Here is a 25,150-nt window from a genome sequence, read left to right as displayed (position 1 = left end):
TGAAAACACAAAGACAGCCCCAATCCGGATTGGGGCTGTCTTTTGGTTCAATCGGTTGTTTGGATTAAATCTTTACCGGGAATTTCTGCGGGTATGTCTTTGTTTTAAACTGTTCGAACGGTTCTTTACTGTAATAATCTCCGCCAATAAAGGTGATGATCTGGTGGAATTCCGGCGCTTTGATGTAACCGGGAATCGGCTGAATCGGCTGGAATTTTTCGTTCAGGAACACCACTGTCGGGTAGCTAAGCTGGTTTCTGAGGAGTGCAGCCGCCAGCTGGTGATAGCCCCGGCTTCCCTGCGCCACGTAGACGAATTTATCAGTTCCCAAAACGATGTCTTCCTTCTGTTCGGCATTCAGCTTGACGGCGTAATAATTTTTGCTGATGTAATCGGCAACGGCCGGGTTTGTGAACGTTTCCCGGTCCATGACCTTGCACCAGCCGCACCAGTCGGTATAGACGTCAATGAAAATCTTCTTCGGTTTTTTCTGATTCAGCGCAAACGCTTCTTCAATCGTCAGCCACTTGATTTTGCTTTCTTCCTTGATCTCCGGCCGCGATCGGAACGAAACCAGACCACCTGCGATGAGCAGCGTGGCGATGAGTACAGTGAATAATTTATTCATAAGTCGGATGATTTTTGCGAAACCGCTTCTGTGAATCGGCGTTCCGAATCAGATAACGAACGATACGTGGTAAACCATGCACCATCGTGCGAAGTTCATGCCAATAGTTTTGACTTCAAAAAAGGCAAAGAGTAACCGAATTTCAGGCAAAAAAAATAACAAAGGAACAGATCGGCTATTCAGAACGGATTTTGGTCGTCGTGGAGGTCTTTGATGGAGCCAAAACCGATGACGTCCCGGTAAATCGAATTGTCGCGGAGTTCGGTGGCCCGCATGAGCTTGTCGTTACCAAACCGATCTTTGACTTCATAGAGCGCTTTCCGAAGGCGGTTTTTGCGGGTATTGTCTTCAAACAGGCTGAATGACACCAGTTGGGCGGGCATAAACCGGTTTACGCTAACGCTCATGCTTCGAATAGATTGATTCAAAATCGGCTCGCACCGGTTGATTTCCTGAAACCGCTCAAAACGCTGCCGGATCAGGTGATAGAGTTCCATGCTGTCCTGCTTCGGTTCGGGCAGTTTGACTTCATCGCTGTAATTCCGACCGTTGTGGTACCGGCAATCGAATGTCACCACCTGACAAAATACGTCCTGGCGCACCATCCGCCGTTCGAGCGTCAGACAGAGCGATTGCAATAACTCATCGAGCTGCTCGGCCGATTGTCGTTGCGACTTCGAGAGGGTTCGCATGGCCTGCATGCTTTTGTAAGCGCTGGTTTCCAGATCCACCTCCCCGCCAAAGTTCAGTCGCAGGTGCCAGTGCCAGCCGATGATGCTCTTACAAACCGCCCGCAGCCGCTCGGGTGATGCATACCGGAGATTCAGCGGGGTCAGAATGCCCTGGTCTTCCAGCCGTTTTGCCATCCGGTCGCCAATACCAGGTAAGTCGGTCAGTTTCAGATTCGTTAAAACGTCGTCGATGGTTTCGGGCGTAATCATCACCAAACCATCGGGCTTCTGAATGTCGGAGGCCAGTTTGGCCAGAAAGGCGTTTGGAGCAATCCCGATGGAACAGTTGAGATAGTCACCCACTTTGGTCCGAATATCGCTTTTAATCCGGAGCGCTACTTCCCAAACATCCTGGTACATCAGCTGGCAATGGGTCAGGTCGACCACGGCTTCGTCGATACTTTTGGGCAACACGTCGGGCGTAAACTGGCGCAGCACATTAATGATGGCGACGTGAAATTCCCGGTATCGTCGGGAATTGGTTTCGACCGGAATCAACTCCGGGCAGATTTTTACAGCTTCATCGAGCCGCATTCCGAGTTTAATTCCCAGTTGTTTGGCTTCAATGGACGGAGCAATCACGCAGCCCTGTTTGCCGGTGTAAACACAAACCGCAATCGGTCGGTCGCGGAGGTAAAAATTCACCTGTTGCTCGCAACTGGCAAAAAAACTGTTCATATCGACGAACAGAATCGTCGGCTTTGTGAATTCCCCCAGCCTTTTCATGGTATTTCTCAGGTTGTGTATAATATTATTCTGGCAGCTTTCATCAGCTTTGTTGTTTTTTTTAGTAAATTTGATCACAATATATAATACTTGTATTATAAAAGTCAATAATTATATCATGTTTAACGAACCCGGAAAATCTTTTGAAGAGGGTTTAGAACCAATTCAGGAGCGGCTGCGGCAGGTTTTTGACGCGCTGGAAATCAGTATCTACCAGGCCGCCAAAGACCTGGGTGAGAACTCGTCTAAATTTTACAACATCCTGAACGGTCGTGCTAAACCGTCGTATGATACCATCATGCGGCTGCTGGAGCAATATCCGCAGGTACGGGCCGACTTTCTGCTGCGGGGCCAGAAACCCGTTTTAGACGAGCCGGAGCAAAATGGCAGGATTATCGAACTGGAGGTGCGTTACATGGATCTCCCGTTTGTACCGACGCGTTTCTACGCCAGTTTCATCGAAACCTACATCGAAGGAATCAGCATGGCGCAGATGGAAACGTACCGCGTTCCGGTTCACATGGTCGGAAGTCATAAAGAACCGGTCGTGATCGAAGTTTCCGGCAACAGCATGACGCCACAATTGGCCAACGGAGCGAAAGTACTGGCAATTCTGGTAGACCCCAACAACTGGGAATACCAGTCGGGCGGCATTTACGCCGTCATTTACCGCGATTTTTTTGTGGTAAAACGCATCAAAGACAATGAGTTATTGACCAAACAACGTTTAACCCTGCACTCCGACAATCCCAATGGCGGCAGCGTAACGGTTCCCTTGAAGGACATTCGGGGAATCTGGAAAATTGTACGGGTGATCGACTCACCGGTGGAATAAAACCGGTTAGAATAGAAAACCGGTCGGTTCCCCGCGAACCGACCGGTTTCTGTTTTTCAGGCAGTTAAAAAAACGGGCCTGTGTATATTCAGGCTACATCAAACCGGTCCAGATTCATCACTTTAGCCCAGGCTGCCACGAAGTCTTTCACAAATTTAGCCTGTGCGTCAGCGCTGCCGTATACTTCAGCAATCGCCCGCAGTTCGGAATTGGAGCCAAACACCAGATCGGCGCGGGTCGCCGTCCACTTGGGCTGACCGGTTTTCCGATCACTGCCCAAATACACTTCGCGGTCTTCCGACATGGCTTTCCAGGCCGTGTTCATATCGAGCAGATTGACAAAGAAATCGTTGCTCAGCTGGCCCGGACGTGCGGTGAAAACCCCATTTTTAGAACCGTCGAAATTGGTGTCCAATACGCGCAAACCACCCACCAATACTGTCAACTCGGGGCCTGTCAGGGTAAGCAACTGCGCCTTATCGATCAGCAACTCTTCGGTCGATACCGCCAATCGGGATTTGCGATAGTTCCGGAAACCGTCGGCAATGGGTTCCAGGTATCCCACTGACTCCACATCGGTTTGCTCCTGCGAAGCATCCATGCGGCCCGGTGTGAACGGAACACTGATCGGTTGTCCGGCATCGCTTGCGGCTTTTTCAACGCCCGCAGCACCCGCCAGCACGATCAAATCGGCCAGGGAAATCTTTTTGCCACCGAACTGCGTGCTGTTAAATTCATTCTGAATGCTTTCCAGCGTACCCAGTACTTTTTGCAGCCGCGTCGGGTTGTTCACCTTCCAGTCTTTTTGCGGAGCCAGACGGATGCGGGCGCCGTTGGCACCACCGCGCTTGTCGGAACCCCGGAAGGTGGAAGCCGAAGCCCAGGCCGTGGAAACCAGTTCCGACACACTCAAGCCCGATGCCAGGATGTTGGCCTTCAAACCGGCAATATCATTGTCATCGACCAACGCGTGGTCGACGGCGGGAATCGGATCCTGCCAAAGCAGGATTTCTTCCGGCACATCCGCGCCGAGGTAACGAGCCCGGGGGCCCATATCGCGGTGCGTCAGTTTAAACCAGGCGCGGGCAAACGCATCGGCAAAGGCGTCGGCATCTTCCAGAAACCGCCGGGAAATTTTTTCATACGCCGGATCCATCCGTAAAGCGAGGTCCGTCGTCAGCATGGTGGGCGCGTGCTTTTTGGAACTGTCATACGCATCCGGAATGATTCCCTCCGCATCTTTGGCCACCCACTGGTGCGCACCGCCCGGGCTTTTGGTTAACTCCCATTCAAAACCGAACAGGTTTTCAAAGAAATTATTACTCCATTGCGTTGGCGTTTTCGTCCAGATGACTTCCAGCCCGCTCGTAATGGTATCGGCCCCTTTGCCCGAACCGTAGCTGTTCGCCCAGCCGAAGCCCTGCAATTCCAGATCAGCGGCTTCGGGTTCTTTGCCCACGTGTTCGGAAGGAGCTGCTCCGTGCGTTTTACCAAAGCTGTGGCCACCGGCAATCAGGGCAACGGTTTCTTCGTCGTTCATCGCCATCCGGCCAAACGTCTCACGGATGTCCCGGGCGGCTGCCACCGGATCCGGGTTGCCGTCGGGCCCTTCGGGGTTTACGTAAATCAGGCCCATGTGGGCGGCACCGAGCGGTTTTTCCAGGTCGCGTGAATGGATGTTGCGCCCCGGATCTTCATCGGATGAAACCACCCCATCCCCGTCGACGCCTTCCGAACCACGCGAGTAGCGTTGATCATTGCCCAGCCAGGTCGTTTCCGAGCCCCAGTAGACATCTTCCTCCGGCTCCCAGACATCGGCCCGGCCACCGGCAAAGCCGAAGGTTTTGAAGCCCATCGATTCCAGGGCCACATTACCGGTCAGAATCATCAAATCGGCCCAGGAAATGTTGCGGCCATATTTTTGTTTGATGGGCCAAAGCAGCCGACGCGCTTTATCCAGACTCACGTTATCGGGCCAGCTGTTCAGGGGCGCAAACCGCTGCTGCCCGGCACCCGCTCCCCCCCGGCCATCGCCCACGCGGTAGGTCCCGGCACTGTGCCAGGCCATGCGGATGAACAGGGGGCCATAATGGCCGAAGTCGGCCGGCCACCAATCCTGTGAGTCGGTCATGAGCGCATGCAGGTCCTGTTTCAGGGCGGCCAGGTCAAGGCTTTTAAAGGCTTCGGCGTAGTTAAAACCGTCGTCCATCGGATTGGATAGGGACGAATGCTGACGCAGAATCGTTAACTTTAACTGGTTGGGCCACCAATCCCGGTTTCGGGTCCCGCCCCCGCCCACATTGTGGTTCATCGTGCCATTGTGAAACGGGCACTTACCGATGTCTTTTGATCCTTCCTTTTCCATGAATTTTTGTGTTAAAGCCATAATTAGCTGCACCTGATCGTGAGCCATGCGCTAAAATTAGGGTATTGGAAAAAATAATCACAATCGATTATTTCTATATTACAATAGTTAAAATCTATTACTTCTTATCTCGTCACCCTGAGCGGTATCATTCAGTCAAATTGACAATTTTATTATTTTTTCTTTGCTTTACCAAGCAATCAATTATCTCACACGAGGATTCACGCACGGGTCTGCATCGCTCAGCCATGATAATCAACAAATTCATAGACGAACTCAGCAAGGCCCATCTACCGCCGGAAGCGATTGGAAAAATAATCGGTTTGGGAAAGCGGATCGAAGTGAAAAACCAGGCCCGACTGATTGAACCCCAGCAAATTTGTGACAAGGCTTATTTTGTGTTAAAAGGCGGTTTTGTCTGCCGCTACTGCGATGAGGAGCTGGAAATCGAACGAACGATTAATTTCTTTCTGGATGATTTCCAGCCGTTCATGTCCTGCGTAGACAGCTTTTTTTCCGGCAGCAAAACCAGGTGTGAGCTTCGGGCCATCTGTCATTCCGAGGTAATTGCGTTTGAAAAGAAAGATATTGAAACACACATCCATCAGGATATTCACTTATTCCGGTTTTATCACTCGCTGGTTACCAAGGCTTTGCAGGGCGAGAATGATTTCAAACTGAAGATCATCTCCTATTCTTCCGAGCGGCTCTACGATTACCTGATTACCCATTGTCCGCGAATCATCCAGCGCGTTCCCTCCAGATTTGTCGCCGAATTTATGGGCATTTCGCCCGAATGGCTCAGCAAACTGAAACACCGCATCTGATTTCTTGAATTAATTCAAGGGATGCCCGTTTTAAAGCCCTCTACTTTTGCCAGAAAATTTCCCCACCGTAAACCGATTCGAATATATGGCAACTCCCTATCTCGGCTACACCGCCCCGGATTATTCCACCGACTATGCCTCCCACTACAACGAAACCATTCAGGAGGTCGCGGCCTACGTGGCCGATGCGCTGAAAAATTCGCCTTTTCCGGCGGGATCTCTGCCGCCTTTCTCCCGTGCGGCTTATCTGCAACAGCCGGGTTATACCAGTCTGGAAACCGGTTATACGCTCGAACCCGATGGATCGGCTCACGTCGCTGTGCTGACTCAGATGCCCCGCGTTACGCCCGAGATGTGGGACTGGTGGTTTGGCTGGCACGGTTGCCGGGATAACCGGTACAAACTGTGGCACCCGAAAGCGCACCTGAGCGCCCGCTGGAAAGACGGAGAGGACGAAGTGGCCTACATCGGTCGCCAGTCCATCATCGAAGAATACATTGGCGACGAACTGTCTACGGCGTCTATCCAGTTCAAGGCACCCACCGAGTTTGGCTTTTCCTACGAAGCCGTTAAAAATACGTCCGAAGCGGTTTACATCTGCGCCCGAATCGGGCATCCTTCGTTGCCGCTCGACTACGGTTACCTGGTGCATCAGGTCCGGGCGGTGGAAAGCGGTTCGGAAATGCGCTCCCGGTTTTGGATGGGCGGACAATACATTCAGGTGGGGAAAGACGGCATTTTTGCGGATTTGATGTCGGGTTTGGTGCGGAAAATGAAAACGATTTCGGAGCAGTTTGCGCGCGATTTGTTGACGCATTGCGCCGAAGAAATGACGCACCTGGCCGCTTTTCTACCCGAAATATACCAACAGAACAACCCGACATTCGATAAAATAAACGTGGAAGGCCGGGTCATCAACCGCAGCGACAGCGACTTCGATGCGGTTTTACTCGGGACCTTGTTCAATAAAATAGATCCGGGCCGCCGGCCCGACCGGATCGTGGAACCCAAAACCGTTCAGGATATTATCGCAACCGTCAAGTACGCCAAAGCGCACGGCAAAAAGGTGACGGTTTGTTCGGGCGGCCACAGCTGGAGCGCCAACCACCTGCGCGACAACAGCGTATTGATTCTGATGAAAGGATTTAACCAGTACGAAATCAATGCGCCGGAAATGACGGCAACGGCGGGGCCCGGTGTCGGCGGCAGTGTGCTGATGCGGGAATTATACAAACACAATCTGTTTTTCCCGGCCGGACACTGCAAGGGCGTTTGTATTGGCGGTTATCTGCTGCAGGGTGGCTACGGCTGGAACGGCCGAAAAACCGGTATGGCCTGCGAAAGTGTAACAGGACTGGATATTGTCACCGCCGATGGCGATTACGTCCACGCCAGCGCGACCGAAAATCCGGATTTATTTTGGGCGGCCCGGGGTTCAGGCGGTGGCTTTTTCGGGGTTGTGGTCTGCTTTCATTTAAAACTCTTTACGCTTCCCAAGTACCGGGCCATCATCGTCCACGATTTTTACATCAAGCATCTGGAAGACGTTTACCACTGGGCGTATGAAGTCGGGCCGTCGATTCCGAAAGCGGTGGAGTTTCAGATGCTGATGAGCAATAGAATGCTGAACATCCTGGGGCCGGGCATCGAAGCCGTTGCGCCCATCTTTGCCGATACCAAAGCGGAATACGAAGAAGCGATGGCTTTTATGGCCAACAGCCCCGTTAAAAAGAAAGCGGTTATTGCGACCCCGGCGTTTAATCCCGGCATTGATGCGCTGTACCAAACCGTGATGACGCATTATCCCGAAAACCATTATTGGGGCGTCGATAACATGTGGACCCACGCCCCCATCGATGCGTTAATGCCTTACCTCAAAGAAATTGCCCGGACGCTGCCGCCCCCGCCCTCGCATTTTTTGTGGCTGAACTGGCATCCTAATCCACAAATTCCCGATATGGCTTATTCGAACGAGGACAAGATTTACCTGGCTTTGTATGCCAACTGGAAAAATCCCGAAGATACGACGAAATACGGCGATTGGGCAGCTACGATGATGGCTAAAATGGCGCACCTATCCACCGGCATTCAACTGGCGGACGAAGGTTTACACAAACGGACCTCGCCGTTTTTATCGGAAAAGAACCTGAAAAAATTGCAGAGCATCCGGGCCGAACGCGATCCTGCCGGTCTTTTTCACGAATGGCACAGCAAACCGGACTTGAAATGACGACAAACGTCAAATCCGATAATTCTTCTTACTGAATCGTATATCCCGACGATAAGCTGGCGAAAAAATAGTAACTAGGGGTTCGAATTTGATTCCTTCTTTCGTATCCGTTTTCGGCCTGAAGGATTCTAAGTAAACCCCTGTTACGTAGCCTGTTATTGAAATGATTCTGCCAAAAGAAAAAGAAGAAACGCTGAATCAAATCGTTGCAGACTTGCAGCAAACGGATAACGTCCTCGCCATTGTGCTGGGCGGTTCGTATGCGACGGGAAAAGCTACTGCCATCTCCGACCTCGACATTGGCATTTACTACGCCGACCAAAATCCGTTCCGCATCGACGAGATTCGGACTATTGCCCAAAAATACGCCGTCAATGGCCAGCCGACGGTGACCGGTTTTTACGAGTGGGGGCCCTGGGTGAACGGTGGCGCCTGGATCGAAACCGCTTCAGGGCAGGTCGATTTTCTGTACAAAAATATCGAACAGATCACGGCAACGGTTGAGAAAGCGCAGAACGGAGAATGGGAAAAACACTTTGAGCAACAACCGCCGTACGGTTTTTCGTCCCTGATTTTTCTGGCCGAAACCATCAGTTGCATTCCCTTGTATGACCCCGATCACATCATTTCAGACCTGAAAGCAGCGGTTCAGTCGTATCCCCCTAAGCTCAAACAGGCGGTTATTCAGCAATCGTTGTGGTCGGCGGAGTTTAGCATCTGGCACGCTGATTCGTTTTGTAAGAAAAAAGACGTTTACAACGTCATGGGTTGTTTGACCCGAGCCGTCAAAAACCTGGTCGATGTCCTTTTTGCGGTCAACGAAATCTATCCGATGGGTGATAAAAGAGCCGTCGAAATTTTAGGGAACACGAATCAGATACCGCCAAACCTCAGCGGGAAGGTCGACAGTATTTTGTGCGCGGACAAGGATACGATGAGCAACAACATTGATGGCTTGAAACGGCTTTTTGACGAGACGGTCGCATTGACAAACGGAATTTACCAACCGTTTTACGCCTTAAAAGCGGGGCAATAATTTCTAAATAACAAAAAGTAATCGACTGAAAATGAGAAGATTAATTAACAACAACGATTTGGATGGCATTCGGCAGGCCCTTTCCGCAAACCCGGAGCTGGCCAATGAAGGCCTGCCTTACGATGCGCAGAATCCGACGAAGGCCCACCCGCTGCACCGGATTTGCGACGGCGTATTTGCGGGCTATTACACCGATGAAGAAGCTGTTGAGATCGCTACATTGTTTCTGGAATACGGCGCCCGGGTCGATGGTAATGGGTTGGTCGAAAAACAGGACAGCCCGCTGGTTGCCGCAGCAAGTCTGCACGCCGATCAGGTTGCCATTTTATACCTCGAAAACGGCGCTACAATCAATCATCCGGGTTGCCACGGCGGCACGGCCTTGCACTGGGCTGCGTGGTGCGGCCGGCCGAAATTGGTTAATAAACTACTGGAGGCTGGTGCCGAAATCAACCGGCGATGCATCGATTTCAACGCCACACCCCTCTTCTGGGCCGTTCACGGGTTGAAGCACGGCGGCACCACTCATTTGCCCGATTGCCTGGAATGCGTTACCTTATTACGCCAATCGGGAGCGGACAAAACGATTCCCAACGGTGACGGAACAACCGTTTTTGATCTGCTTACAGACAACGATGGCGAATTGAAGGAAGCCCTACGCTGAAATCCGATCAAACCGCCAAACCCTGATCTAACAAACATGCAGGACGTCCTTAAAAAGCTGAAATTCAAGGGCAACGGCCTTGTTATCAACGCACCGGCAACGCTGGAAGCGGAATTCGTAAACCTGGGTTTCAAAACCGCTTTCGACGAAACCGACAAAAGTGTCAATACGCTGGTTTTTATCCGTAACCAGCAGGAATACCTTGATTTTTTAAACCACCGCCTGAAAACCGTCGCACCCGACAGCGTTTTGTGGTTTGCATATCCCAAAGGCACTTCAAAAGTAAAAACCGACATCAACCGAGACAGCCTCCGGCTAACCGGCGAAACGTTTGGCATCACCACCGTAACCGCCATTTCCATCGACGACACCTGGAGCGCCCTGCGATTCCGGCCCATCGACAAAGTGGGAACCTAACAACCACTTTCGCAAGCTTCTATCGTATATTGGGGCGTTTTAAGGCTATTTAAAATGACCGGTTTTTCCCAGCTCGTAAACAGGAACGGGTTTTTCGCCTTTTACCGCTGCTCGCTCCTGCTGGTTTTCGCACTAACCGGTCATCTGCTGCTGGCGCAAAACGCGGCTGTGCCCGCGAATTCCAAATACACGATTACGAAGCGGATGCTGTCCATTGAAAATGGGCTGGCTTCCCACGAGGTTTTTTGCGGAGTGCAGGATTCCGCCGGTTTTTTGTGGTTTGGCACCCGCAACGGCCTGAACCGCTACGACGGCAAAAATTGCCTGCTCTTTACCCGGCAACGCCATCAATTGCAGGATAACAAGGTGGTGCAACTCGCCAAAGACGACGCCAACCACCTGTTCATCGAATACGGCAGCACCGGTTTTCAATTGACAACCAGCGGCAAAGTGGACGTGATGGATGCTACGACGCACAAAGTCAGAAGCCTGACCGAAGCGTTTCCCAATTTGCCTTTTAAAGAGCGGGATGTCTATTGGATCGCAAACGACGGCACCGATGAACTCAGTTTTCTAACCACCTCTCCCTTCCGATTTTGGAAATATTCGTCCAAAACCGGGTTTCGGCTTCGCTTCGAAATGAAAGGCTGGGATCAATCGAACGTCTCGCTCGACAACCGGATCAACTGGCAGCTTAGCACGTTCGGCAACGGGAAAGCCTTGCTGAAAATCAACAACCAGGCGCCCCAATACCTCGTTACGAACGATACGGTTTTTACTTTTACACAAACCGATGTATTGCGCTCGTTGCCCCTCGGTTTTACCCGAAACAACGAGCTTTTACTCACCTACAACACCCAGGCCGACATTCAACACTTTACGGTAAGCCGGGTCACCGCCAAAGGTCGGTTTGAATCCATACCGGATTTGGGGAAATACCAACTGAACGCCGTCGCCGGTCGATACTGGTATCAGATCGTAACCGCTACCAATACCCTGTCGTCCATGTTGTACATCGGCACCGACGGGCTGTACCTGTGGACTGAAAACGCTTTTTTGAAAGTGCTGTCGAAACCGGACCTCAAAGGCTTTGAAAATCTGTTTCTCTACAGCCTTTTTCCGGACAACCTGGGCAATTTGTGGCTCTGCACCTCGCTTGGGGTTTTGCAACTGAAAATCGAAAAAAACCGCTTCGAACCATATTTTTCCACCAACCAGCAAACGCTGCAGCCCAACAGCCAGGCCCGGGGCATTTACGCGGATGAGACCGGGCAGGTCATTGCCAACATCTGGTCCCATACCTTCCGGCAACAGAATGGTCAACTACAGGCCGTGACCGAGGCCACACAGCAGATCAAATACGCGGTTGTGAAGCATCGATCGGCCTTGTATATCGGTGGTTTCGGTTTGTACCGGTACGACGGTGCGACGAATACAATTACCCCTTATTCGGGCGGAGTTGGTTCAGAAATCTGGTCGATGTTTTCGGTAAACGACAGCCTGTTGCTGCTGGGACGAACCAACGGTTTTTCCCGGTTCAATTCCAATACGCAGCAATTTGATTCCATTCCGACACCCAACGCCCCCGAAGCCAAATTTGTGTACCGGTTTTTGCAAGATAAAACCGGCACGATCTGGGCTGTCGCCGAAAATGGGTTGTTTAAATTGACCATTGACCGCCGACCATCGACCGCTGACCATCGTCAATCGTCAATCGTCAATGGTCGATGGTCGGCCGTCAAAATTCACTCCCCGGCAATCAATGCGCTCAGCCTGCTCGATGCTTATCAGGATGCCGACGGAGTTTTCTGGCTGGCTACCAATGGCGAGGGGCTGTATCGCTGGGACCCCGGCACGAATGCCATCCGGCAGTTTACCATCACCGCCGGTTTTCCGTCCGATGTACTGTATCGCATTGAACCCGATGAATTTGACCACCTCTGGATCAGTTCCGATTACGGGTTGATTCGCTTCCACCGCAAGACGTTTTTAGTCAATACCTACACCTCTGTCGATGGCATTTCCCACAATGAGTTTAATCGCACCTCATCGTTCAGAGCCAGCGATGGGCGGTTATTTTTTGGCGGTCTGGACGGCATCAATGGCTTTTTCCCCCGGGATTTTCAGGCCGATACCAATTCGTTGCGGGTGCCGTTGCGGATCATTGCATTCAACCAGTTCGTCGGTTCGCAAAATGAGCTGGTCAACAAAACGATCGACTTGCTGAACACCTCAACGATCACATTAAACCCTGACGATCAGTTTTTTACGCTGGAATTTCAACTGCTGGATTTTACCAAAGAAGAAGGCCATCGATATGCCTATAAAATCGAAGGAATCGATCGGGACTGGAATTACCTGAACGAAAACTCCATCCGGATCAGCGGTTTGCCGTATGGCACCTTTACATTGCACCTCAAAGGCCAGAACGGCGAAGGAACGTGGAGCCTGAGTGAATTAACGATTCCGCTGACGGTTTTGAAACCCTTCTATTTGCAGTGGTGGTTCCTTGTCATCACCGTTTTGCTGTTTCTGCTGGCGGTTTATCTTTTCATCCGGCTGCGGATCAGACAGTTGGCGGAGGACAAACGAAAACTGGAACAGACGGTGAGCGAGCGAACGGCCCAGCTCAAACAGTCTGTGTCGGAGCAATCGGCCTTGTTGCAGGAAAAGGACGTTTTGATGAAGGAAATCCATCACCGCGTTAAGAACAATTTGCAGGTCATTTCGGGTTTGCTGGAGTTGCAGAGCAAGGGTCTGACGGACGAAACCGCCCGGGAAGCGTTGCGGGAAGGCCGAAACCGGGTTCGGAGTATTGCCCTGATTCACCAGAACCTCTACCAGTTCGAGAACCTCAGCACCATTGATCTGAAACGATTTGTCAACGACCTCTGCCGACAGGTACAAAGTGTCTATCAAAAAGCAAAACCGGTAACCGTCCACGTAAGCGTGCCCGAATTACATCTGGACATTGATTCGGCTGTTCCCTTAGGCCTGATTTTGAATGAATTACTGTCCAATTCGTTCAAATACGCTTTTTCGACGGTGGCCGCTGGTGAAATTACGCTGGAGATTCGCGTCCTATCCGCCGGAAGATACCAGTTGCTATACGCCGACAATGGCCCCGGTTTGCCGATCGATTTTGATCCAGCCAATACCAAAACACTCGGGTTACAACTGGTCAATGACCTGAGCCGGCAAATTGGCGGGAACGTGCACTATTCGACTCAGCGTGGAGCCGCTTACACCATCCAATTTACCAATCGTGAAACGCGTAAAAACGAAGATTAAAGCCCATGTCCGTTTTGAGAATAGGAGTTGTCGAAGATGAACTGGTGATTGCCCGAACGATTCTGAACACGCTCGAAGAATTAGGCTATTCATCCTGTGGTCCAGCCATCAACTATACCGAAGCCCTGGAGTTAATCGAGCACGACAAACCGGATTTGTTGCTGCTGGACATTCAGTTAGCTGGCCGAAAGGATGGGATCGATGTGGCACACAGGCTCAACGAAATCCACCCGATTCCGTTTATTTTCCTGACGGCCAACAGCGACGCCGAAACCATTGACCGGGCCAAAACCGTAAAACCGCACGCGTACATTGTCAAACCCTTTACGAAAGAAGAACTTTTTGCCGCCATCGAAATCGCGTTCAGCAACTTTACAGGAAATCAGTCGGAGGTAAAACCGGCGGTAGCGAATCCTGCCCGGAATTTTGTCTTTGTGAAAGAAGGCTACGTGTTTCGGAAAGTATTTTTCAATGAGTTGCTTTTTCTGGAGAGCGACGCCAATTACGTGACGCTGAACCTGAAATCCCACAGGAAAATCATGGTCCGCTCCACCATTCAGGATTTTGTGGAACAGCTGGACCCGGCTCAGTTCATCCGTATTCACCGGAGCTATTCCGTCAACCTCAGCCTGATTGAGGAAGTTTTCCCGACGGAAATTGTCGTTCAGGGAGTTAAGATACCCATTGGTAAATCGTACCGTGAAGATCTTTTTAAGGCATTGGGACTGAAAATTGACCATTGACGATTGACCGCCGACCATCGACCGCTGACCATTGACGATGTATTCTTGACCAATGATGAGTGACTATTGTTAGTAGTCGATCGTCAAAAATTAACCGTCAATCGTCTGCGGTCGATGGTCATTTAACATCCCCACCATGCCCTTTAAATTTGAAAAGCTGGAAATCTGGAAACTGGCCATCGAATTCGCGGACGAGGTGCATGTCGTAACCCGGAGATTTCCCAAAGAAGAACTCTTTTCCCTTACTTCCCAATTTAAACGTGCGGCCGACTCGATTTAACTGAACATTGCGGAAGGTGCCATTGGGCAATCGGATGCCGAACAACGGAAATTCATCGGATATGCCATTCGCTCCCTGGCCGAATGTGTGAATTGTCTTTACCTTTCTCAACGAAGGACGTACATTTCTCCCAACGAATTTACCCATTTCTATAAACGCTCCGAAGAACTCTTCGCAAAATTAAACCGGTTCAGGAGTAGCATTGATGGTTGAATTTTGACGATTGACGGCAGACGATTGACCATTGACAACGGTACATCGCCAGTCGTCAGCGGTCAATGGTCAATCGTCACCCCCAACTCCCCCTTCCTCCCCAACCTCCCCTCATTCATCCCATTCCGGCCCCATTCGTCCCTTTTTTTTGGCAAAGCCTTTAAACGGTAACATGTTTGGGTTCGCTATGGGCTTGCTGGATCTGGATAAAATCATCATCAAACGAACGATTCTGGGCATCCGCTGCAATTCCTGTGGTGGAAATCTGGTGCTGTCTTCGCAAAAAACAGTGAGTGCACGGATCATCAGGCTGGTATCGTTCGGGTCCGTCCATCCCAAATGCTACGAGTGCGAACAGTGCCAAAAGCGCTACCTGTTACTCTAACAACAACAGGCTCAATTTCAAATTATTAAACCTCCAACCAACAAAAATCATGAGTCTCAGATTAGGCGACATCGCCCCCGATTTTCAGGCAGATACGACCCAGGGTACCATCCGGTTTCACGAGTGGATGGGCGACGGCTGGGCCATTCTCTTCTCGCATCCGAAGGATTTCACCCCCGTCTGCACGACGGAACTGGGTTACATGGCAAAATTGTCCTCCGAGTTCGAAAAACGGAATTGCAAGGTCCTCGGCCTGAGCGTTGATCCGGTTGAGAACCACCTGAAATGGAAAGTAGACATCGAGGAGACGCAGAACTACCCGGTCAACTATCCCATGATCGGCGACTCCACCCTGGCCATTGCGAAACTGTACGATATGCTTCCGGCCGACGAACCCGGCACCTCGGAGGGCCGGACGGCGGCCACCAACCACACGGTCCGGACGGTTTTTGTGGTCGGCCCCGACAAGAAAATCAAACTGCACCTGACCTATCCGATGACCACCGGCCGCAATTTCAACGAAATTCTGCGCGTCCTGGATTCGATGCAACTCACGGCGGCCCACAAAGTGGCGACACCGGTTAACTGGGAGAATGGCGACGATGTGATCATCGTTCCGGCGGTGTCGGATGCGGAAGCCAAAGAAAAATACCCGAACGGCTGGAAAACCGTAAAACCGTATCTGCGGATTGTGGCTCAACCGGGCAATTAAACCGCATCCACCCTTCACCGGCTTCCCTACGCTTGGGCGGTTCCGTCTGAGCGTAGGGTTCTTCATTCCGACAATTTAACCCTGAAAAAACGATGGAAATCGCTCCAAAATCAATGCGGGCCTGGTTTGCACTGGTCAGCGCCATCATCTGGATTGGCATCTATCTGACCGGTTTTTCAACGGTTCACTGGTTTGCTTACGTTCCGGCAATCAGTTTCCTTTTTTCCGCCCTCACCGGTCTTTGCCTGCCGCTATCGGCCGTTCTGAAACTGTTTGGCGTTAAGCTAAAAATTACGCCCATTGGCTCATCCAACTAAAAACCGGACTATGAAACTACGTGTATTGGTGCTTGGAGCCGGTTTTGGTGGTCTGGAACTGAGCACCATCCTCTCCGAAGCGATTGGTACTGAACTGGATCTGACGTTGATCGACCAGCACGATTCCTTTTACTTCGGCTATTCCAAACTGGATGTGATGTTTGGCCGGAAGCAGCCCGATACGGTCAAGATTTCGTACCGAAATGTGGTCAAACCGGGGGTTCGGTTTCGGCAGGAAACCATCACGGCAATCGATCCGGTGGCCAAACGGGTTACCACCAGCGACGGAACTTACGAAGCTGATGTGCTGGTCGTCGCGCTCGGTGCCAATTACGACCTGGCTGCCACGCCCGGACTGGCCGAAGGCGGCAATGAATATTACTCTTTCGAAGGGGCCGAAAAACTGCGGGAAGTGCTTCCCCGGTTTTCGCAGGGTCATGCCGTGGTCGGCGTATGCAGTGCCCCGTTCAAATGCCCACCCGCGCCGAGTGAAGCAGCTTTGATGCTGCACGATTACCTGCTCAAACGCGGGGTTCGGGATGCTTGTACGATCAGCTTAATCATTCCGTTTGGTTTGCCCATTCCGCCCTCGCCCGATACGTCGAAAGCCCTGCTCAAGGCGTTTGAAGAACGGCACATCCAGTTCATTCCCCAGCGGAAAGTGCGGTCGCTCGATGCCAGCCGGAAAGTCGTGAGTCTGGACGACGGATCGGAACTGCCCTACAACTTATTCCTGGGCATTCCGAAGCACGTGGCGCCGGAGGTGGTTTTGCAAAGCGGTTTGGCCGAGAACGGCTGGATTCCGGTCGATAAAGCCAATCTGCTGACCAAGTTCCCGAATGTATACGCCATCGGGGATGTCACCAGTGTCGGCACACCGAAAGCCGGGGTGTTTGCGGAAGGAGCGGCCAAAACGGCAGCGGCTGCCATCATTGCGGCTTACAAAGGCAAAGAAAATACATCTGCTTATACAGGGGCCGGTTCCTGCTACATCGAATTTGGCGAAGGTAAAGTGGGGCGAGTGGATGTTGATTTTTTCTCGGGGCCAAAACCGTTTGGCATTCACCATGATCCCTCCGAAATGCTGGTCGTCGATAAAGACCATTTTGGATCAAGCCGGAAAGCCCGCTGGTTCGGACTTTAGTTCATTGAATTTTGAAGTATCTCTAACCGATAGACGCTAAAAAAATGCCAACATATCTGGTTGAAATTCCTCACTCTGAAAAAGTTTCGGAATGTAAAAAGGTCATTACCGTTTTTTTGAACTCCGGTTCGCACCTCATCTCCCACGCGCATTGGGGCTGTAAGGATGGCGTTCACAAGCTGTGGTTTATCTACGATTTTGAGAATAAAGAAAGTGTGCTCCGGGCCATTCCCCCGCTGATGCGGCCCGATGCCCAGATCATCGAGCTGGTTAAATTCCGGGTCGAAGACGTCCATCTATATGCCGAAGAGTAACCGGGACCGCACTTCCGCGTTCTCCTGCAGCCCACTCCAGGCGGTCAATCCTTTCGTGTGCGATTAGAAAACCGACGCTTCACAGCTCTGTCGAGGCACCGGTTTTCCTGCTAAGTCAGTATTAGCCCAACCGAGGCAGAATGAGTTGGGCAGGTTCGGTTTTGTGAAACAGGCTACTTCCATGAGAAAACAACTATTATTAATTAGAAATACCATCATATGTGCGATTAATGCAAGGCGATTTTGGCTTGTTTTCCCGATGCTGGTCCTGGTTGCGGGCAGCGCGGTCGCGCAGACCACCTGGACGGGTACGACCAGTACCGCCTGGAACGATCCGGGCAACTGGTCGGCCGGGGTGCCGGACGCGGCCGATGATGTCACCATCCCCGACGTAACGAACGATCCGGTTATTTCAACCACGGATGCCGTAGCCAGGTCGGTCTCCATCGAACCAAACGCTTTGCTGACCATCAACGCGTCCGGAAATCTTACCATCAACGGCTCAGCAGCCTACACCGCCCCGTTTGATTTCACGGCGGGGTTGAATAACCGGGGCACTGTCGACAACAGCGGGAACCTCACCCTGGGAGAAACCGCCAGTGTCGGAATGTTTGCAATCATCAACCAGGGAAGCTTTACCAACAAAACCGGGGGGCAAATTCACATTGACCGCTCGACCGACACCGGGATTTATAACGCCAGCGGCACGTTTACCAACGATGCGGACATTACGATCGGGGAACTGGCTGAAATCGGGCTGCATGGCATCTGGAACGACGCGACTTTCCACCACACCGGAGGAATCCTCCGCATCGATCGCTCCTCGCTTCGGGCAATGATGAACAACGCGGACGAATCCAAATCGATCACGGCGACTTTTACCAATTCGGCAACCATCACCATCGGAGCGTCGACCACGGTCGGAAGTGAAGGGATCGAAAACCGGGGGACTTTTACCAACAACGCCGGTGGAGCTATTACCATTGATCGCACCGGCGAAAATGGACTCTATCACGCTTCGGGCACCTTTACCAATGCAGCCGATATCACCATTGGCGCAACCGAAAGCGTTGGGGCGAATGGTCTCAGCAGTTGGGGCACCTTCAACAACAACACCAATAGCCACATCCGGATTGACCGCGCGACGGATTTTGGCCTTCTCCATGCTTCCGGAACGTTTACGAACGCGGCATCCATTGTTATCGGAGGAGTGGCTGGTGGCGGTGTTACGGGTTTGGAAAACCGGGCCACCTTCAACAACCAAACCGGTGGGGTGATCCAGATCGACCGTACCGGCAATCTGGGCTTCCATCATTTTTCCGGCACCTTTACCAACGACGCAGCCATCACCATCGGCGCGACCGAAAGTGTGGGGAGGTACGGTTTCTGGAACCGGGGAACGTTTAACAATAACGCGTCTGGCGATATTCGAATCGATCATGTAATACCCCAATCCGGCGAACGTCGGCCGACGGGATTTACGCACGCTTCCGGCGACTTCACGAATTCGGGAGACATCACCATCGGAGGAGTGGCAAACCCCGGAGAGGTTGGCCTTCTTTCCCAGGCTACCTTTACCAACAATTCGGGCAGTGACATCAAAATCGATCGCACCACGATGACTGCCTTAGAAACGTCGGGCGGTTCCTTTGTCAATGCCGCCAGCATCACGGTCGGAGCCGTAGCCGCAGTCGGCAAGTACGGCCTGGCTCTTAGCGGCCCGTTTAGCAACACCTTAGGTGGAAACATCCAGGTTGATCGTTCTACCGAGACTGCGGTTTATGCACAATCTCTCGTTAGCAACGCCGGTGTTATAACCATCGGGGCGTCAGAAACCGTTGGGAAGTATGGAATTGAGAACCTGAGTAGCTTCCGGAACAGCACCGGCGGAAAGATTGCCATCGATCGGTCCAGCTACATCGCCATCGTTAACTTAACTGGCACGTTTAACAACGATGCGGACATTATAATCGGAGGAGTGGCCAGTGTGGGGACCTACGGAGTTTCTAACCAAAAGGTCTTCAACAACAACGCGGGGGGAAAGATTACCATCGATCGCACCACCGATACCGGGATATATCAGCTGAAAGATACATTTACCAACTCGGCGACGATTACCATCGGGGCGTCGGAATCGGTAGGGGTTCACGGGATTTTCAATGAATCAACGTTCCTGAACAACGCGGGCGGGGCTATTCAAATTGACCGAACCACCACGGCAGGCCTTCGTAATTTTAAAGGCACCTTTACCAATGAAGCGGCCATTACGCTGGGGGCCGGAGCCAGTGTTGGAACCTACGGAGTCTATAATCAGGCGGTTTTCAACAACAACGCCGGGGGAACAATTCGGATCGACCGTTCTACCGATACCGGTTTGTTCAACCCGACCGGCGACGTGACGAATGCCGCCGACATCACCATCGGAGCGACGGCGAGTGTGGGAGCTTACGGTTTACAGAACAACGGCAATTTTAACAACCACACAGACGGGCACATCCGCATCGATCGTTCCACCGACACCGGGCTTTATCACGCAGGCGGTTCATTCACCAATACGGCTGGCATCACCATTGGCGCATCCGGAAATGTCGGCGGGCACGGTATTTTTAACGGATCGACGTTCAGCAATAACGCAGGTGGCAACCTCCAGATCGACCGCGCAACCTTGGCGGGCCTTCGGAATTTTACCGGTTCGTTCACCAATGCTGCGGGAGTTACCATCGGCGCAACGGCCAGCGTAGGGTCGTACGGTATTTACAATCAGACGGTTTTCACCAACCAGTCGGGCGGAGAAATTACGATCAACAACGCAGGGTCGGGGGTGTATCTGCAGGCGAATACATTTGCCAATGCCGGAACGGTTACCATCGGAGCATCCCAAAATGTCACCACCCTACTCACCCAGGAGGGGGCGGGAAATTTCAGCAATAATACCGCTGGAACGTTCAAAGGTACGGGCACGATCGCGGCATCGACCTTTACCAATGCCGGGGGGATGGTATCGCCGGGTTATTCGCCGGGGAAATTGACGTTTGACGAAAGCAAGGATTTTAGCAACAGCATTCTGGCCATCGAAGTAAATGGAACCGCCACCTCCGGTGTGAATTTCGATCAGATCGTGGTCAATGGAACCGCCACGCTCGGCGGAACGCTGTCGCTTTCGGTGGGCTACGCGCCTGCCAACGGCGATGAAGTCCCTATCCTGACGGCCCAGACCGTTTCGGGAACCTTCAATTCCGTGACCGGCCTTCCCGCCAACTGGACGGTCGTTTATACCGCCAACTCGGTCAAACTGACCTATGCAGGAGCCAATCCCGCGCCCGGTCTGAGCGGTTTTGCCGCCAGTTCGGAATCCGTCTGCGTCGGAAATCCGGTCACGTTCACGGCCACCGTTGGAAACGTGACAGGCAGTTATGCTTATACACTAACTAACGGTAGCAACCCGGTAACTGGAACCACCAGCGATAATCCGTTTAGTCAGACGCTGGCTGTCAGCGGTTCGGGTGCGCAAAGTTTTACGTTAACGATCAACGCGAATGGTCAATCCGCCACGGCCGTCAGCGGGCTAACTGTTCAAGCACTTCCCACGGCCACCATTTCCCCCAGTTCGGCAACCTTAACCTGCGCCAGTCCATCGGTAAGCTTAACGGCCAGTGGAGGAAACTCCTATCGGTGGGACGACAATTCAACCAATGCGATCCGTACGGTAACGAGTGCCACAACCTATTCCGTAACGGTCACCAACGGCAACGGCTGTTCAGCTTCCACAACGGTTCTGGTCAGTGGTAATGCGACGGCGCCACCGGTTCCCAACCTAACCAGCACCACGGTTGCGCAGGGCTCTCCCACCGTGACCTTAACCGCCAGCAATTGCACCGGGACACTTTCCTGGAATGGCCCGGGCAGCACATCAGGAACCGGAAGTATCATTGTCTCGACTGCAACGCCCGGAACTTTCGTGTTTCAGGCCACGTGCACCGCTAATTCCTGCACCAGCGAACCCGTCAGCGTAACGGTAGCAGTAACAGCGCCGACCGTCAGCGGTTCGTTCGACGGTTTTATCTACGGCGCCGATTGCTCGACGTTCCGGGGCTGGGTTTGGGATCGCAACAAACCCAATACCGCCATCACCGTGGACATCCTCGATGGCAGTACTGTCATTACCACCCTCCCTGCTGATCAGTTTCGGCAGGATCTGCTCGATGCGGGCAAGGGCAATGGAAAACACGCGTTTATCTGGTCGATACCGGATCATCTCAAAAATGGTGAACCGCATAGCCTTTCTGCCCGCGTGACCGGCAACGGTTTTGTGTTGAAAGATTCGCCCAAAGCGCTGATCTGCCAGGTCAACCCCTCGGGCGGAAACAAACCGCCGAAGGCCCCAACACCAACGGTGCTGATTGCTCCCGTGGTGGCGCAGGTTGGGGTTCCTTTTTCGGCTACGCTGGTGGCCTTTACCGATCCCGAAGGAGGTACCCTGAGTTACGGACTGACCGGTTTGCCCGACGATTTGGGCCTTCAAATGACAAACCGGGTGATCAGCGGAACGCCCACCCGGTCGGGCACCTTTGTATTAACGTACCGGGCCACCGACGATCAGGGTGCTTCGAACAGCGTGAGTTTTAACCTGACCGTGAATCCGGCGGAAACCACCGTGACGGGCAGTTTCGATGGGTATCTGGACAAACTGGACTGCGGAGGCATCCGGGGCTGGGTCTGGGATCGCAACAAACCCAACACCCCACTCACGGTCGAGTTTTACCTCGAGACCAGTCCGGGCACGGTGACGGTTCTGGGTAGCACACTGGCCAATATCTATCGCCCCGATTTGAAAGATGCGGGCAAGGGCAACGGTGCCCACGCCTATAATTTCAGCCCACCCGGCAGTGTCACCAACGGAATAATGGTGTATGCCCGCGTGCAAGGCTCCTCTTTCCAGCTGAAAGGATCGCCCAAAACGTACCAGTGCGCTCCGGCCCGGTTGTCGGCAGAAGAAAAACCGGCGCTTCAGGTCACGGTGCTGGGCAACCCAATTGTTCAGAATGAAGTTGAATTCGAAATCCGGGGGGCGGAAGGCCAACCCCTTCAGTTCCAGCTCACGGATGCGAGCGGCCGTTTGGTCAGCACCCGGCAAATCGATTCGGCTAAAAATATAGAACACCAGACGCTGTCTGTCGAAAACCAATCAGCGGGATTGTTTTTTCTTCGGGTGGAGAGCGGTCAAAAGCGGGTGACCCTCAAAATTCAGAAACCATAAGCGGTTTTTGGTCGATCATCAAACCGACACCAACGCGTCCGGTTTGATGATCGACCAAAAAAATCTCATCGGAATTACCATTTTGGCGAAAGTGGATCGTATGTCGGTTGAATGGCCAAGCTCATTAGCTTGAGTTAAAATAGATTCACAACTGAAAATTTTTCGTAAATTTGCAGACCTAATTACAAGCACCCCTTCATGTGAGATTCCATTTCTTTCGGTAAAAAACAGCCAGCGATTCCGCCAGTCGGTTCGCAGGTATTTTCTACGTCTTAAAGAAAGAAAGGATGCTTCTTCTTCAGAATCTCACGTATATACATCCCAACAAGGATTTATTGTTTGAAAACATAAATCTTGCCATTAGCCGAAATCACAAAGCCGCCCTGATTGGCAATAATGGTTCGGGCAAATCGACCTTGCTAAAAATCATTGCCGGTCTTTTACAGCCGTCGGAAGGTGTTGTAAAAACGGGTTCGGTGCCTTATTATATTCCGCAAATCTTCGGGCAGTTTAACGACTTAACCCTTGCGCAGGTCCTGCAGATTGAGGAGAAATTAACGGCATTACAGGAAATTCTCGGCGGTGTTGTAACCGAAGAAAACCTCGCCCGACTCGACGATGACTGGACCATTGAAGACCGCTGCCGCGACGCGCTGCATTTCTGGCAACTGGACGGTTTCGACCTGTCGCAAAAGATGGAAACCCTGAGCGGTGGTCAAAAAACCAGGGTGTTTCTGGCGGGAATTTCCATCCACCAGCCCGACCTCGTTTTACTGGATGAACCCAGCAACCATCTGGATACGGCCAGCCGGCAATTGCTGTATGAGTTCATTCAATCCACTTCTGCAACGTTGTTAGTTGTCAGCCACGACCGGAAACTGCTGAATTTGCTCGATACGGTTTTTGAGCTAAGCAAGCGCGGCATCGCGGTTTACGGCGGCAATTACGGTTTTTATCAGGAGCAGAAACGCATTGAAAGCCAGGCATTAAACGAGGATGTACGGAGCCGGGAAAAAGCGTTGCGTAAAGCCCGGGAGCTCGAACGCGAAACCGCCGAACGCCAGCAGAAACTGGATGCCCGCGGGCGTAAAAAGCAGGAAAAGGCAGGTGTGCCGACCATCTTGCTGAACACCTTACGGAACAATGCCGAGAAAAGTACAGCGCGCTTGAAAGGTGTTCACGCGGAGAAAGTTGGCGCTATTGCCCAGGAATTAACCGAGTTAAGGAAGGAATTGCCGGACGTGGATAAAATGAAGTTCGGTTTTGATCCGTCCCAACTTCACAAGGGCAAAGTGCTGGTGACGGCCAACGGCATCAATTACGGGTATAACGAACATTCATTTCTCTGGAAACAGTCCTTAACTTTTCAGATCACCATCGGTGAACGCATTTCGCTGAAAGGTCCGAACGGTTCGGGCAAAACGACCCTGATCCGGCTGTTGTTGGGTGACATAAAACCCACGACGGGAACCATTCGGATTGCCGATACGAAAGCGGTTTATATCGATCAGGAGTATTCGTTGATCGAAAACCGGCTCACGGTTTATGAACAGGCGCAACGGTTTAACGGGTCGGCCTTGCAGGAACACGAAGTCAAGATTCGGCTCAACCGGTTTTTGTTTACCAAAGACACCTGGGACAAGCCGTGCAGCGCGTTGAGCGGAGGAGAAAAAATGCGGCTCATGCTTTGCTGCCTCACCATTGGCAATCACGCGCCCGACCTGATTGTGCTCGACGAACCGACCAATAACCTGGACATTCAGAACATCGAAATTCTGACCCATGCCATCAACGACTATCAGGGAACGCTCCTTGTTGTCTCCCACGATCAGTATTTTCTGGAACAGGTAAACGTCGGGCGGACAATTGAGTTGGGGTAAATCTCAAAAATGGCCACAGGCAAATGGACGAAGGAAATCCGGAAACTCCGTTGTCGCTCGCCTGTCGCGAGTGACTTCTATTGAAAGGGCCTCTGGCCCGAGGCAGCTTTTTAAGCGGATAGCTATCGTTTCGGAGTGCAAATGGACGGGCCAGA

18 protein-coding genes and 1 pseudogene are annotated in these 25,150 nt (G+C 52.1%); 16 read left to right on the top strand and 3 right to left on the bottom strand.

Annotated features, from left to right (window positions below; genetic code table 11):
* Positions 1 to 64: 64 nt before the first annotated feature.
* Together EHT25_RS27750 and EHT25_RS27745 are read right to left on the bottom strand one after the other, a co-directional pair.
* Positions 65 to 628, bottom strand: a complete 564-nt coding sequence (locus tag EHT25_RS27750; protein ID WP_124878628.1) for a thioredoxin family protein — start codon at positions 626 to 628, stop codon at positions 65 to 67.
* A gap of 179 nt (positions 629 to 807) precedes the next feature.
* Positions 808 to 2,085, bottom strand: coding sequence for a DNA polymerase Y family protein (locus tag EHT25_RS27745; RefSeq protein ID WP_124878627.1), 1,278 nt, complete (start codon positions 2,083 to 2,085; stop codon positions 808 to 810).
* 118 nt (positions 2,086 to 2,203) lie between these two features.
* On the opposite strand from EHT25_RS27745, the gene EHT25_RS27740 reads away from it, so the two are divergent.
* Entirely contained in the window at positions 2,204 to 2,920 is a 717-nt protein-coding gene (locus tag EHT25_RS27740; protein WP_124878625.1) for a LexA family transcriptional regulator, read from the top strand.
* 88 nt (positions 2,921 to 3,008) lie between these two features.
* Here EHT25_RS27740 and katG read toward each other — a convergent pair whose 3' ends face one another.
* The gene (gene katG, locus EHT25_RS27735) at positions 3,009 to 5,285 is read right to left on the bottom strand and encodes a catalase/peroxidase HPI (protein WP_124878623.1); all 2,277 of its coding nucleotides are present in this window, start codon (positions 5,283 to 5,285) and stop codon (positions 3,009 to 3,011) included.
* 248 nt (positions 5,286 to 5,533) lie between these two features.
* Between katG and EHT25_RS27730 the strand changes: the two genes are divergently transcribed.
* The 15 genes and pseudogenes from EHT25_RS27730 to abc-f all read left to right on the top strand — a co-directional run bounded on the left by EHT25_RS27730 (position 5,534) and on the right by abc-f (position 24,995).
* Positions 5,534 to 6,112 carry a Crp/Fnr family transcriptional regulator gene (locus tag EHT25_RS27730; protein WP_124878621.1) on the top strand — a complete coding sequence of 193 codons (579 nt, stop codon included), beginning with the start codon at positions 5,534 to 5,536 and terminating at the stop codon, positions 6,110 to 6,112.
* 85 nt (positions 6,113 to 6,197) lie between these two features.
* Positions 6,198 to 8,342, top strand: coding sequence for a DAPG hydrolase family protein (locus EHT25_RS27725; protein ID WP_124878619.1), 2,145 nt, complete (start codon positions 6,198 to 6,200; stop codon positions 8,340 to 8,342).
* Between the two features lie 163 nt (positions 8,343 to 8,505).
* The gene (locus EHT25_RS27720; protein WP_124878618.1) at positions 8,506 to 9,378 is read left to right on the top strand and encodes a nucleotidyltransferase domain-containing protein; all 873 of its coding nucleotides are present in this window, start codon (positions 8,506 to 8,508) and stop codon (positions 9,376 to 9,378) included.
* 31 nt (positions 9,379 to 9,409) lie between these two features.
* Positions 9,410 to 10,042 (top strand): ankyrin repeat domain-containing protein, encoded by a 633-nt coding sequence (locus EHT25_RS27715; RefSeq protein ID WP_124878617.1) that lies wholly within the window; start codon positions 9,410 to 9,412, stop codon positions 10,040 to 10,042.
* A 36-nt stretch (positions 10,043 to 10,078) separates the two neighbouring features.
* Positions 10,079 to 10,459 carry a hypothetical protein gene (locus EHT25_RS27710; RefSeq protein WP_124878616.1) on the top strand — a complete coding sequence of 127 codons (381 nt, stop codon included), beginning with the start codon at positions 10,079 to 10,081 and terminating at the stop codon, positions 10,457 to 10,459.
* Between the two features lie 54 nt (positions 10,460 to 10,513).
* Positions 10,514 to 13,750, top strand: coding sequence for a histidine kinase dimerization/phosphoacceptor domain -containing protein (locus tag EHT25_RS27705; RefSeq protein WP_124878615.1), 3,237 nt, complete (start codon positions 10,514 to 10,516; stop codon positions 13,748 to 13,750).
* Positions 13,751 to 13,755: 5 nt separating this feature from the next.
* Complete coding sequence (locus tag EHT25_RS27700) at positions 13,756 to 14,493, top strand: LytR/AlgR family response regulator transcription factor (protein WP_124878614.1); 738 nt, start codon at positions 13,756 to 13,758, stop codon at positions 14,491 to 14,493.
* A 136-nt stretch (positions 14,494 to 14,629) separates the two neighbouring features.
* Positions 14,630 to 14,986, top strand: a pseudogene (locus tag EHT25_RS33270) (four helix bundle protein).
* A gap of 172 nt (positions 14,987 to 15,158) precedes the next feature.
* Positions 15,159 to 15,371, top strand: a complete 213-nt coding sequence (locus EHT25_RS27685) for a hypothetical protein (protein WP_124878612.1) — start codon at positions 15,159 to 15,161, stop codon at positions 15,369 to 15,371.
* Positions 15,372 to 15,420: 49 nt separating this feature from the next.
* Positions 15,421 to 16,083, top strand: a complete 663-nt coding sequence (locus tag EHT25_RS27680; protein WP_124878611.1) for a peroxiredoxin — start codon at positions 15,421 to 15,423, stop codon at positions 16,081 to 16,083.
* 92 nt (positions 16,084 to 16,175) lie between these two features.
* Positions 16,176 to 16,400 (top strand): hypothetical protein, encoded by a 225-nt coding sequence (locus EHT25_RS27675; protein ID WP_124878610.1) that lies wholly within the window; start codon positions 16,176 to 16,178, stop codon positions 16,398 to 16,400.
* Between the two features lie 10 nt (positions 16,401 to 16,410).
* Positions 16,411 to 17,544 (top strand): NAD(P)/FAD-dependent oxidoreductase, encoded by a 1,134-nt coding sequence (locus tag EHT25_RS27670; protein ID WP_124878609.1) that lies wholly within the window; start codon positions 16,411 to 16,413, stop codon positions 17,542 to 17,544.
* 44 nt (positions 17,545 to 17,588) lie between these two features.
* On the top strand, positions 17,589 to 17,858 hold the full coding sequence (locus tag EHT25_RS27665) for a hypothetical protein (RefSeq protein ID WP_124878608.1): 270 nt from the start codon (positions 17,589 to 17,591) through the stop codon (positions 17,856 to 17,858).
* A gap of 259 nt (positions 17,859 to 18,117) precedes the next feature.
* Positions 18,118 to 23,115, top strand: a complete 4,998-nt coding sequence (locus tag EHT25_RS27660) for a putative Ig domain-containing protein (RefSeq protein ID WP_185731511.1) — start codon at positions 18,118 to 18,120, stop codon at positions 23,113 to 23,115.
* A 287-nt stretch (positions 23,116 to 23,402) separates the two neighbouring features.
* On the top strand, positions 23,403 to 24,995 hold the full coding sequence (gene abc-f, locus EHT25_RS27655; RefSeq protein WP_124878606.1) for a ribosomal protection-like ABC-F family protein: 1,593 nt from the start codon (positions 23,403 to 23,405) through the stop codon (positions 24,993 to 24,995).
* Positions 24,996 to 25,150 lie beyond the last annotated feature (155 nt).

Origin of the sequence: Larkinella rosea (assembly GCF_003858635.1) — a bacterium.
GTDB classification, from domain to species: Bacteria; Bacteroidota; Bacteroidia; order Cytophagales; family Spirosomataceae; genus Larkinella; species Larkinella rosea.
This window is presented reverse-complemented; position numbering and strand designations above follow the sequence as displayed.